The sequence below is a fragment of the Citrobacter sp. C13 genome (genome assembly GCF_014596815.2).
Taxonomy (GTDB): domain Bacteria; phylum Pseudomonadota; class Gammaproteobacteria; order Enterobacterales; family Enterobacteriaceae; genus Citrobacter; species Citrobacter portucalensis.
Genome location: NZ_CP115024.1, coordinates 1,407,122 through 1,420,047, shown reverse-complemented (window position 1 = coordinate 1,420,047; position 12,926 = coordinate 1,407,122). Strand labels below are relative to the sequence as shown.

10 protein-coding genes and 2 pseudogenes are annotated in these 12,926 nt (G+C 52.2%); 11 read left to right on the top strand and 1 reads right to left on the bottom strand.

Annotation, left to right across the window (positions count from 1 at the left end):
• The first annotated feature begins 7 nt into the window (after positions 1-7).
• From IB222_RS06630 to IB222_RS06580, 11 genes and pseudogenes are all read left to right on the top strand, one after another.
• The gene (locus IB222_RS06630) at positions 8-4,102 is read left to right on the top strand and encodes an RHS repeat-associated core domain-containing protein (RefSeq protein ID WP_348925776.1); all 4,095 of its coding nucleotides are present in this window, start codon (positions 8-10) and stop codon (positions 4,100-4,102) included.
• Complete coding sequence (locus tag IB222_RS06625; protein WP_149384778.1) at positions 4,099-4,584, top strand: hypothetical protein; 486 nt, start codon at positions 4,099-4,101, stop codon at positions 4,582-4,584. Before IB222_RS06630 ends, IB222_RS06625 begins: the two co-directional genes overlap by 4 nt.
• A gap of 24 nt (positions 4,585-4,608) precedes the next feature.
• A complete protein-coding gene (locus tag IB222_RS06620; RefSeq protein ID WP_149384779.1) occupies positions 4,609-5,202 on the top strand; it encodes an RHS repeat protein in 594 nt (197 codons plus the stop codon).
• A 176-nt stretch (positions 5,203-5,378) separates the two neighbouring features.
• A complete protein-coding gene (locus IB222_RS06615) occupies positions 5,379-5,963 on the top strand; it encodes an RHS repeat-associated core domain-containing protein (protein WP_148361670.1) in 585 nt (194 codons plus the stop codon).
• A gap of 11 nt (positions 5,964-5,974) precedes the next feature.
• Entirely contained in the window at positions 5,975-6,208 is a 234-nt protein-coding gene (locus tag IB222_RS06610) for a hypothetical protein (RefSeq protein WP_223240825.1), read from the top strand.
• A gap of 488 nt (positions 6,209-6,696) precedes the next feature.
• Positions 6,697-7,614, top strand: a pseudogene (locus IB222_RS06605) (RHS repeat-associated core domain-containing protein); the annotation flags it as partial.
• Between the two features lie 10 nt (positions 7,615-7,624).
• Entirely contained in the window at positions 7,625-8,233 is a 609-nt protein-coding gene (locus IB222_RS06600; protein ID WP_148361668.1) for a hypothetical protein, read from the top strand.
• Between the two features lie 76 nt (positions 8,234-8,309).
• Positions 8,310-8,703: pseudogene (locus IB222_RS06595) on the top strand (RHS repeat-associated core domain-containing protein); the annotation flags it as partial.
• Between the two features lie 39 nt (positions 8,704-8,742).
• The gene (locus tag IB222_RS06590) at positions 8,743-9,033 is read left to right on the top strand and encodes a hypothetical protein (protein WP_223240829.1); all 291 of its coding nucleotides are present in this window, start codon (positions 8,743-8,745) and stop codon (positions 9,031-9,033) included.
• A gap of 90 nt (positions 9,034-9,123) precedes the next feature.
• Complete coding sequence (locus tag IB222_RS06585) at positions 9,124-9,648, top strand: hypothetical protein (protein ID WP_148361667.1); 525 nt, start codon at positions 9,124-9,126, stop codon at positions 9,646-9,648.
• A complete protein-coding gene (locus IB222_RS06580) occupies positions 9,611-10,024 on the top strand; it encodes a hypothetical protein (protein WP_187392918.1) in 414 nt (137 codons plus the stop codon). The genes IB222_RS06585 and IB222_RS06580 overlap by 38 nt, the downstream gene beginning before the upstream one ends.
• Positions 10,025-10,610: 586 nt before the next feature.
• Here IB222_RS06580 and maeB read toward each other — a convergent pair.
• The gene (gene maeB, locus IB222_RS06575; RefSeq protein ID WP_003835063.1) at positions 10,611-12,890 is read right to left on the bottom strand and encodes an NADP-dependent oxaloacetate-decarboxylating malate dehydrogenase; all 2,280 of its coding nucleotides are present in this window, start codon (positions 12,888-12,890) and stop codon (positions 10,611-10,613) included.
• Between the last annotated feature and the right edge of the window lie 36 nt (positions 12,891-12,926).

The window sequence follows — 12,926 nt, the reverse complement described above, 5'->3', positions numbered from 1 at the left end:
TTTGGCGATGAGCGGCGGTAAACCGGCAGCCCGGATGGGCGACATGACGAAGTTCGGCGGGCCGATAGCCCAGGGCTCCATGGGCGTGATGATTGGCGCCCCCACCGGCGTCGCCTGCTCGGTGTGTCCCGGCGGTGTCACCTACGGCTCCCCGGTTAACCCGCTGCTCGGCGCCAAGGTCCTGCCCGGTGAGACCGATTTCACCCTGCCCGGCCCGCTGCCCTTTGTCCTCACCCGCGCCTACAGCAGTTACCGGACCCGTACCCCGGCACCGGCCGGCATCTTCGGCCCCGGCTGGAAAGCACCATTCGATATTCGCTTACAGATACGTGATGAGGAACTTATCCTCAATGATAACGGCGGGCGCAGTATTCACTTTGAACACCTGCTCCCGGGGGAAGTGGCCTTCAGCCGCAGCGAACGCTTCTGGCTCGCCCGTGGCGGCGTGGCGAAGCGGCACGAGAGTCATCCCCTGCACCGTCTCTGGCAGGCGCTGCCGGAAGACACCCGCCTGAGCCCGCATCAGTACCTGGCGGCAAACAGCCCACAGGGACCATGGTGGATACTGGGGTGGCCTGAACGGGTACCGGAGCCGGATGAGGTACTTCCTGCCCCGCTGCCGCCGTACCGGGTGCTGACCGGGCTGGTGGACAGTTTCGGGCGCAGACTCTCATATCACCGTGATGCCGCCGGGCCGTTCAGCGGCCATATCACCGGGGTGACCGATGGCGCAGGCCGCCGTTTCCGGCTGGTGCTGAAGCAGATGAACACACTGCCCGCCACCCGCTACGGCCAGGATGACGGGGTCCGCCTCGGTGCCGTCTGGCTGACGCACGACCCGGAATACCCGGACAACCTGCCGGCATCCCCGCTGGCGCGCTATGACTATTCCCCGCGCGGGGAGCTGGCAGCGGTGTATGACCGGGGCGGGGTGCAGGTTCGCCGCTTTGACTATGCCGCGGATACCCCGGGCAGGATGGTGGCACACCAGTACGCCGGACGCCCGCAGACCACCTACCGCCACGATGCAGCGGGCCGTGTGGTGGAGCAGCATAATCCGGCAGGCTTGAGCTACCGCTATGAATACGGGAAAAACGCCGTCACCATTACCGACAGCCTGCACCGCCGGGAAGTGCTGCACACCGAAGGCGAAGGTGGCCTGAAGCGGGTGGTGAAAAAGGAATACGCCGACGGCAGCGTGACCCGCAGTGAATACAGCCCCCCGGGCTGGCTCACCGCGCAGACGGATGCGGCAGGCCGGAAAACCGAATACCGGTACAGTATCGCTTCCGGTAACATCACCGAAATTATCTCCCCTGACGGCCGGAAGACGGCGTTTTATTACAATGACGGGCGTCAGCTGACCGGTATCACCCACCCGGACGGTTTACGGGAGAAGCACGAATACGATGAATATGGCCGCCTGACTGCGCAGACTTCCCGTCAGGGGAGCATCACCCGCTATGTGTATGATGACCCGCACAGTGAATACCCCTGCACCAGCGAAGACGCCACCGGCAGCAAAAAGCAGATGGTGTGGAGCCGCCACGGGCAACTGCTGAGCTTCACCGACTGTTCGGGGTATGAAACCCGCTATGACTATGACCGTTTCGGGCAGGTCACAGCCGTTCATCAGGAAGAAGGTCTCAGCCAGTATCGCGCTTACGATACCCGGGGCCGGCCTGTCAGCCAGAGAGATGCGGCAGGCCGCGAGACCCGCTATGAATACAGTGAGGCCGGCGACCTGACGGCAGTGATTACCCCGGACGGCAACCGCACTGAAACGCAGTACGATGCGGGCGGCAGACCGGTCAGTATCACCGCAGGCGGCCTGACCCGCCGGATGCAGTACGATGCCGCCGGACGGGTGACGCAGCTGACCAATGAGAACGGCAGCCACACTGAATTCACTTACGATGCACTGGACAGGCTGACGCAGCAGACCGGCTTTGACGGGAGAACGCAGCAGTATGACTATGACCTGACAGGGAAAAGGGTGTGCAGTAAGGACGAAGACCTCGTCACGGTGTGGTATTACGATGACGCTGACCGCCTGACGCACCGCACGGTGAACGGCGAACCGGCGGAACAGTGGCAGTACAACGAACGCGGCTGGCTGGCGGAAATCAGCCACCTCAGTGAAGGCCACCGGGTCGCCGTGCACTACGGCTACGATGAGAAAGGCCGTCTCATCCACGAACAACAGGTGGTGCATCACCCGGAAACGGACGAACCGCTCTGGCAGCATGAGACCCGGCACGACTACAGCGACGCTGGCCTGGCGCACCGCATGACATCAGACAAACTGCCTGCCGTGGAGTGGCTGACTTACGGCTCCGGTTATCTGGCTGGAATGAAACTCGGCAGCACCCCACTCATCGACTTCACCCGCGACCGCCTGCACCGGGAGACACAACGCCTTTTCGGCGAATACACGCTCACCACCGGCTACAGCGCGGCCGGACAGCTGCTGAGCCGGCACCTGAACAGTCCGCTTCTGAACCGCGACTACGGGTATGACGGGGCCGGGCATCTGACCCGCATCAGCACCCCGCGCCAGACCCGGGAATACGACTACAGCCAGACCGGCAGGCTCACCGGCGTGCGCATGACTGCGGACGGCCTGGATATCCGCCTCCCTTACGCCACCGACCCGGCGGGCAACCGTCTGCCGGACCCGGAACTGTACCCGGACAGCCTCCTCACAGTATGGCCGGATAACCGTATCGTGCAGGATGCACAGTACCTGTACCGCTATGACCGTTACGGCAGGCTGACGGAGAAGACGGACCGTATCCCGGACGGGGCCATCCGCATGTACGATGAACGCACACACCGCTACAGCTACGACAACCAGCACCGGCTGGTGCACTACCTCCGCACACAGTACGGCAAAAAGCAGGCGGAAGGAGGGTATCTCCACGACCCGCTGGGCAGGCGTATCGGAAAGCAGGTGTGGAAACGGGAGCGTGAACATCCGGACCATGACCAGATGGCGCTGTCGCACAGGCCGTACACCACCTGGTACGGCTGGGACGGCGACCGGCTGACCACCACGCAGACGGCGCAACACCGTGTCCAGACGATTTACGAACCCGGCAGCTTCACGCCGCTCATCCGGGTGGCGACCGCCACGGAGGAGCTGGATACCCTGCGCCGTCACCGGACGCTGGCGGAGAAACTCCGGCAGGAAGGCAGCGAGGATGGCGCTGGCGTGGTGTTCCCGCCGGCGCTGGTACAGATGCTGGACCGCCTGGAAGGTGAGCTGCGCGCCGGGGTTATCAGCGATGAGAACCGGCAGTGGCTGGCCGGGTGCGGCCTGACGCCGGAACAGATGGCGGCGCAGATGGAGCCGCTGCCGGTCCCGGAAAGGACGCTTCATCTGTACCACTGCGACCACCGGGGCCTGCCGCTGGCGCTGATAAGCCAGGATGGCGCCATCAGCTGGCGTGCGGAGTATGACGAATGGGGCAACGTGCTGCGGGAAGATAATCCGTACAATCTGCAACAGCTGATACGCCTGCCGGGCCAGCAGTATGACGACGAACCCGGACTGCACTACAACCGCCACCGCTACTACAATCCGGGACAGGGACGGTATATCACCCAGGACCCGATAGGGGTGGAGGGGGGGTGGAACCCGTACCAGTATCCGTTGGATCCGCTCACAGAGATAGACCCAAAAGGATTAAATCCGATAATTTTAGGTGCTGCAGCCCTAATGAGTTGTGGTTTGTTTTCGTCAGGCGGAATTATTCAAAGTGGACAATCACGTAGAGATCAATATGGCCGTAAAGTTAATCCAGAAGCAGATAAATTGACAGATGAGCATAAGTCAGGTTTAAATCCAGGAGGTAATTGTACTCCACAAGATCTTAATGATTTGCAAAATGAAAAGAATAAATTATGTAACCAATCTAGGGCCTGTGCTCCTCAAATGCCAAGAGATGAGATACTGAGACGGTATGAAGTAAACCTCGCGTGCGCTTCGGTCAGGAAACAAATCAATAATCAATGCTTTAGCGGTGGAGATAGAATCCACATGGAAGAGGAAAACAAAGCATACAAAACGGCAGCTGATTGTAGTGGATTAATAAAATGAAAAAGATAAACTTTTTTAATGAAATGGATGTGTGTGATGTACTTATAGAAAATTTTCCAACACAGCCTTTCCCTTATCTTTCAGAAGAAATTACAGGATTAGGTGATGCAGATCTGGTCTATGTTTTTTTTCAAAATAAACAATGGATTAAAATAGCTAAGGAGTTGAATTTGAAGAGTGACTCATATGCTTTAGAATTAGGCATCCTATTTCTACCTGAAAGAGCTATTCACTATTACACTCCTCTTTATATTTATGCTTCTTTATTTAATAGAATTGATTTTTGGGTTTTTGAGTCTGATTTTATTCAGCAGTTCTTATGTCCAGAATATCGTGATCATGATGATTTTTTAAATTTTGTTATTGGTTTTTCTGATGATCAACTATCTATTATTGCTCAATTTATGTCCTACGAATCAGAAATTCTTGGTTTTTCTTATGCAAGTAAAGCCTGTATAGCCTTTTGGAATGATTTTTTATAAATCAAGCTTCCTGTCATATATCAAATGTCAAGAGTAGCATCTCCATTTCGAGAAGTTATAACAAACGCGTCTGGTTCACAGATTTCAGCCACCATCTCCACTGGCATTACGAAAAGCAGCACCAACTGGCGCATTACCGACTGGCATTCAATGTTGGAAAGTTGGCATCTGCATGACCCGCTGGGGCGCCGGGCCGGCAAACGGGTGTGGCGAAGCCGGTGCGAATCTCTCAACGGCCGGGAATATCTCCGGCTGAATCCCCCCCCGGAAATGACGTGGTACGGCTGGGACGGTGACCGGCTGACCACCACGCAAACGGCGCAGAACCGCGTCCAGAGGATTTACGAACCCGGCAGCTTCACGCCGCTGGTCAGGGTGGAAACCGAACTGACGGAGCTGGCAAAATCCGCACACCGCTCGCTGGTGGAAAAGCTTCAGCAGAATGCGGGCATGACCTTCGTGCCGGAACTGGTGGCGTTGCTGGACGGACTGGAGCAGGAGCTGCGGCGCGGTGACATCAGCGCCGGGAACCTGCAGTGGCTGGCGCAGTGCGGGCTGACACCGGAGCAGATGAAAAATCAGCTTGAGCCGGAGTACACGCCGGCGGCGGAATACTGACCGGATCGGGTGTGGATGGTATGATAACGGGGCGCCAAACCGCCTGTCGGGACAGTCATGTTAATGTGGTGTAAAATATGTGAAGGGTGATGGTCGTGAAGCCAGAGACGACGCGGGCGGTAGCGTGTTAAAAAGTACGATGGCACCGGAATCGCTCCTAAGACCCGATAGGGCTGATGGGGGGATGGAATCAATACATTTATCCGTTAGATCCGGTTAGTTACATAGACCCATTGGGTTTAGCTGGTAATCCAGCAACTGCAACACACATCGCTTACCAAGGAATGGATATTTGTACCGGGAAACCATATTCTGGATATGCAAGTATGCAAGGAAACCAAGCAGCTATGGATGTACTGGCTTATCGCTATGGAGGTAACTACGAACGTTTTGGAGGGATCCAACCAGAAATTAGTTATTCAGGTTACGGAATGGATGCTAAACACACAGCAAGAGGAATTGAACAACGTCAGTTTGAGTCAAACGGTGGTCTTAGTGGCACAGCAAATAAACAAAACCCAGTGGGCATTAATAACCCAAACCGTACCTCTTATCTAAGCAAAGCGGATCAGTATTTCGGAGTAAACAGCGGAATCGCTAAAGGTTTTAGTGGATTAAATTTCGCATTAACAGCTTTACACATGAACTCACTCAACTCATGTAAATATGGTAGTGTTACTCAATGCTTTTGTGCCTTGGTTAACGAAACGACAATAAGTTCCGAAGCAGCAGATAAACAATGTTATGGCGAAGTTTACTAAGAGGATAGGTTATGGCTCGCATTGTATGGAAAGCTAAAAATTTAGTCACCCTTAAATTACGAGATGATTTATATACTATCGCACAGATGGAAGATGGTTCAATTATGCGATGCTTCAATATTTTTAATGACAATGGAGCGTGGCATGATCTAGACCTTAATAATATACGTCAACTTTTCCGAGTCTATGTTGGAAGAGTAGTAAATCAAAAACTAGCGGTTTGTAGAATAACGGAACCACTGTAATCCCTAGTAATCAATCATTAGAACTTTATTGGATAAAACCATATACAAGGCTTGATATTCATTATCCAGGTAATGAACTAACCTTTCCTTTTTTAGGAGGTCGATTAGTTCGTGTAGATGTAAAAATGCACTCAACTGAAGAAATAGAAACGTTACAACATGATCTATCACCAGTTAATGATAAAGAAATAATTGAAAAATATGAAATAACTAATATGTGGGGACATAACGATTTAGGTGATAGATTGCGGCGATACTTTGATACAGGTATTGACCGCGATGATCTAAAATTCGAAGTTTTCCCGGGATTATGGAATGATAGAGAGGCTCTTCGCCCATTAACCCGGCGTCTCCCAATACCGTTACGTTAGTTGTAGTAAGTTTAAAATCCTATGGAAATGAAACTTGTCGATCCCCTACCCCCGGTACTCGACTTCATCCGAGACCAAGTATACCGGGAGACGTAGCGCAGCGGCAGCAGTACCGGGAGTCTGCAGTGGCTGGCGCAGTGCGGGCTGACGCCGGAGCAGATGAAAAATCAGCTGGAGTCGGAGTACACTCCGCAGCGTAATATCCACCTGTACCAGTGCGACCACCGGGGCCTGCCGCTGGCGCTGATAAGCCTGGACGGCGCCATCAGCTGGCGTGCGGAGTATGACGAATGGGGCAACGTGCTGCGGGAAGATAATCCACACAATCTGCAACAGCTGATACGCCTGCCGGGACAGCAGTATGATGATGAATCGGAATTGTATTACAACCGCCACCGCTACTACAATCCGGGACAGGGACGGTATATCACCCAGGACCTGATTGGATTGAACGGAGGGTGGAATGCGTACATATACCCTCTCGATCCGATAAGTTTTGCCGACCCGCTTGGTCTTGCCGGTAATCCGGCGACGGCAACACATATCACTTATCAAGGTCTGGATGTTTGTACCGGTAAGCCATATGTTGGCTATGCCAGTATGCATGGGGCGCAGAATGGTCCAGACGTTCTTAAATATCGTTATGGTGGCGATTTTAGTCGCTTTAATGGTATACCTCCTGACATACAATATGAAGGGTACGGAAGTGATGCTAAATCCATCAGCCGTGGCCTAGAGCAACGTTTTTTTGAACAGAATGGTGGGCTAACAGGCACGGCGAACAAACAAAATCCCGTGGGAGTTAATAATCCCAATCGCCGGTCTTATCTTAATGCTGCTGATAAGTACCTTAAGGTACCGAATGGCGTAGTCAAAGGAATGGGTATTTTAAGTTTCCTAGGTACCGCACTACATATGAATTCATTAAATTCCTGCAAATATGGCAGCGTGACACAGTGTGCCTGTGCGCTCGTTAATGAAATTGACATCAGTCCAGATGCTGCGGATGCGCAGTGTTATGGCACTGTTTGTTAAGGATTAATACATGGCACGAATAGTATGGAAGCCGGGCAAACTGGTTAATCTGAAATTACGTGATGATTTGTATAGCATTGGCCAGATGGAAGAGCATTCCATAATGCGTTTTTTTGACATCTATAATCATGATGGCGTATGGGAAAATATTGATCTGAATGAAATAAAAGAGTTGTTCCGTGTTTTTGTCGTTGGGGATGTTAACCGGGTGCTGGGAGTCGGCAGAATTAAGGCCTCCTCCGTTGTTGCAAGCCAAAAGCCATTGAGTATGTACTGGATAAGGTTTTATAACAGGCTTGACTATGGTCATTACAAAGGGGACACAGACAGTTTTCCTTTTTTAGGCGGCAAATTAATTCGTACCAGAAATGTGCAAGAAGCACCTACACACGCAGAGGTCATCAAACACGATCTCTCGGTCGTTGAAGATAAAGCGATTATTGAAAAGTACGAGTTAACTAATATGTGGGGAGATAAGGATTTAGGCGACAGGCTGAGACGTTACTTTGATACGGGCATCGATCGCGACGATCTGAAATTCGAAGTCTTCCCCGGTTTATGGAATGACAGAGAAAAATTGCGTCCGTTAACTCGTCGACTCCCCATACCCATGCGTTAGAAAGGTGAATCGGATGTAGGGCTGAAGGATACAGTGGGACAAAAAGATGCCGACGTAAACACTGTAACAGGAAGGCAACACGGAGAGCCATCAATGGCTGGCAGGCTGCGGCCTGACGGTGGACTGAATGGCGGTATAACTGGAGCCGGAATATACGCCTGAGAGAAAAATACCTGTATCACTGCGACTACTGGGGCCTGCCGCTGGCACTGCTGGACAGCGACGGGAATATCGCCTGGCAGGCGGAGTACAATGAGTGGAGTAATCAGCTCAGTGAGAATAACCCGCACAACATTCGCCTGCCGGGCCAGCAGTATGATGATGAATCAGAACTGTATTACAACCGCCACCGCTGCTACAATCCGGGGCTGGGACGGTATATCACCCAGGATCCGATAGGGCTGGAGGGGGGATGGAATCTATACACGTACCCGCTGAATCCTGTCACAAATACTGACCCTCTGGGGTTAACAGCAGTTCTTCCTGGTCCGTTCCCCTTCCCAATTCCATTGCCAAAAAGTACTGTACAGCAGGAAGCAGATGCAAATGCAAATGCAAATGCAGCAAAAACATTGACAAAATGGTGGAAAAACTTTGGAGATGCCATTAATAATCCGCCACCTCCAGGTAATTGTTCTAATGATTATTATGGGCATCTGAAAAATCAAAAAGAAGCTATTTGCAACCAAAAAAGAAAGTGTTACCCAACCGATAGTTGTGAAACTATACTTCAGAAAGGTGTGTATGGTCTTGCTTGTGTATCAGCAAGGAATAATATTATGAATCAATGTTTTAATTGAGGTGATTTACGGCATCAGCTTGAAAGAGAAACGGTCAGGGGCACTACGATGTCATGTACTACATTGGCTGTAATAAAAGGATGTTTATAAATGGGAAAAGACGAGATCATAGATTATATTCAGAAAACGTTTTCTGAATATCCAGATTATTTGAAAAATGGGGTCGTTGATGAAGACAACATTGCATATTGCCATGACGCTATAAATCTTTTTTCTGGAAAGAGTTGGATTGAATTAATAGCCAGTGATCTTTACCATTCTGAAGAGGCTGTCATGTGTCTCACTAAACCAGCATTCTCATATTATATTGCAGCCTATTTAAAACTTTTTATTGAAAGTTATTACGAAGCTGATGCTTTAGTGGATACTATTTTAAATATGCTCACCCCTCCTGTTAGGAATGGTATCCCCAGCACTACTTGGATAGTAAAAAATCTTGATTGCTTTAGTTGTAATAAAAAGGCAGCTATTTCTTTTACACTTCAATATTTATGTAACAAATATAATGATCAAAATACTGAAAAGGCATTAAATATATATTGGGGGCAGTATCTGAATGAATCATTGCTTATTAAAAATGTACGGAACTCTAAAAATAAATGTAAATCACAGTAAAACCGAACCAAGCAGAAATCGTGGGTGTGGTTCGCGCCCTGACGGAGGTTATAGCGTACCAGATCACAGTGGGCGACATCAAAGCCAGGTCACGCTCTGGCATTACGATGAAGCCGACCGCCTGACGCACCGTACCGTGCATGATGAAGAGGCCGAACGCTGGCAGTACAACGAACGGGGCTGGCTGACGGCGACCGTGACGGCGGTAGCCACAGCCACCATTATCACTACGATAACCAGCACCGTCTGGCGCACTACCGCTGCGGGCAACAGGGTGCTGCACTTCTGGAACGCCGCTACCTGTATGACCCGCTGGGCCGCTGGGTCAGGAAAAGCCGCCGGTATGAGGACGGCAGCAAAACCCGGCCAGAGATAACGGAATGTGTCTGGTACGGCGACAGGCTGACCACCACTGAAACAGACACACAGCGCGTACAGACGATTTACACACCGGGCAGCTTCACACCGCTGGTCAGAATCGAAACCCAAACCGCAGAACTGGCAAAAGCAGTAGGCCGCACGCTGGCGGAGAAATTTCAACAGGAAGCGAACGTAACCTTCCCGCCGGAACTGGTGGCGCTGGTGGATAGTCTGGAAGCGGAACTACAGCGCGGAGAACTCAGCGAAGCTAACCGGGTATGGCTGGCACAGTGCGGGCTGACGCCGGAGCAGATACAAAACCTGATGGAACCAGAATACACGCCGCAGAGAACAATCCGCCTGTACCACTGCGACCACCGGGGCCTGCCGCTGGTGCCAGGAGGCATACCATATCGGTATGATTCTAATTATTTAAAACAGTTCCAAAGGTTTCCTTGCAGCAACAAAAGATAGTTCTGACACCAATTATATTATTTTAGAAGAAGCATGATTGAGATAAGAAAGTTAGAAAATGGAATATCTTGCTACGGAAAAAGCCCTTATCCCGACAAAGCCAAGATAAGGGCAAAATAACATAATAGTTACAGCGGCTGCGTTTGGGCTTCTACAACCGCCAGCGCCACCATATTAACGATACGACGAACAGAGGCGATCGGCGTTAATACGTGAACAGGTTTCGCAACCCCCATCAGCACCGGGCCAACCGTTACGCCTTCAGAACTGGAAACGCGTAGTAAGTTGTAACTAATACGGGCCGCTTCCATATTTGGCATCACCAGAATATTCGCTGAGCCTTTCAATGGACTGTCCGGCATGCGGTCATTACGGATGCTTTCCACCAGCGCGGCATCGCCGTGCATTTCGCCGTCAATCATCAACTCTGGCGCACGCGCCTTAATCAGCTCCAGCGCGTCGCGCATTTTGCTGGCCGACGGGCAGTTAGAGGAACCAAAGTTGGAGTGCGACAACAACGCCACCTTCGGTTCAATACCAAAGCGGCGCACGGTCTCTGCCGCCATCACGGCGATTTCCGCCAGTTGCTCAGGCGTAGGATCGTCGTTGACGTAAGTATCGGCGATAAAGGTGTTACCGCTTGGCAGCAGCAAGGCGTTCATCGCTCCGGCAGTATGCACGCCGTCGCGATGACCAAACACCTCTTTTACCACACTGAAGTGCTCATGGTAGTCGCCAATCGTACCGCAGATCATCGCATCCGCTTCGCCGCGCTGTACCATGATTGCGCCGATCACCGTGGTGTTGGCAATCACCGCACGCTGCGCCTGCTCCTGGGTAATCCCACGACGCTTCATAATCTGGTAGTACTCGCTCCAGTACTCTTTAAAGCGCGGATCGGACTCATTGTTGACGATTTCAAAATCGACACCCGCTTTGATCTGCAGACCCAGCTTCTGGATACGCATTTCAATAACGCTCGGACGCCCGATCAGGATCGGTTTTGCCAGCCCTAACGTGATCAGCTCCTGGGTAGCGTGCAGTACGCGCGCTTCTTCCCCTTCGGTCAGCACCACGCGCTTTGGCGCTTTGCGTGCCAGGGAGAAAATCGGCTTCATGAACAGGTTGGTTTTGTAGACGAACTCGGTCAGCTTATCGATGTAAGCGTCAAAGTCGGCAATCGGACGCGTTGCCACGCCGGAGTCCATCGCCGCTTTCGCTACAGCAGGGGCGATTTTGACGATCAGACGCGGGTCGAACGGTTTCGGAATGATGTATTCCGGGCCGAAGCTCAGGTCCTGATCGCCATAAGCAGAGGCCACCACTTCACTCTGCTCGGCATGCGCCAGCTCAGCAATGGCGTGCACCGCCGCCAGTTTCATCTCTTCGTTGATGGCCGTGGCACCGACATCCAGCGCACCGCGGAAGATGAACGGGAAGCACAGGACGTTGTTAACCTGGTTCGGGTAGTCTGAACGACCGGTACAGATGATGGCGTCGGAACGCACCTCTTTTGCCAGCGGCGGCAGGATTTCCGGTTCCGGGTTGGCGAGTGCCAGAATCATTGGCGCACGCGCCATCTTCTTAACCATTTCCTGCGTCAGCACTTTAGGGCCCGAGCAGCCGAGGAAAATATCTGCGCCGTCAATAACATCATCCAGCGTGCGCTTACCATCATCCACCACCGCGTAAGCCGCTTTGGTTTCCGCCATGTTCGGTTCGCGGTCTTTGTAAATCACGCCTTTGGAGTCACAGACCACAATATTGTGTTTCTGCATACCCAGCGCTACCAGCAGGTTCATACAGGCAATCGCCGCCGCACCTGCACCAGACACCACCATGCGCACGTCAGAGATATTTTTCTCAACCACCCGCAGACCGTTCAGAATTGCGGCAGTACTGATGATTGCCGTACCGTGCTGGTCATCGTGGAAGACCGGAATATTCATGCGTTCGCGCAGTTTTTGCTCAATGTAGAAGCACTCCGGCGCTTTGATATCTTCGAGGTTGATACCGCCAAACGTGGGTTCCAGGGCCGCAACCACATTGATAAATTTATCCGGATCGAGTTCATCGACTTCAATGTCGAACACGTCGATCCCGGCGAATTTCTTAAACAGAACGCCTTTACCTTCCATCACCGGTTTGCCGGCCAACGCGCCAATGTTGCCGAGACCCAGCACCGCTGTACCGTTGGAAATAACCGCAACCAGGTTGCCGCGCGCGGTGTATTTGTAGGCTGCCAGCGGGTCCTTTTCAATTTCAAGACACGGTGCAGCCACGCCCGGCGAATAGGCCAGCGCCAGGTCGCGCTGCGTTGCCAGAGGCTTGGTTGGAGAAACCTGGATTTTACCGGGTACCGGAAATTCGTGGAAATCGAGGGCGCTTTGTTTTAACTGGTCATCCATCTTGTTGTTCCTTTCACGTATCTATCAAAAAAGTGG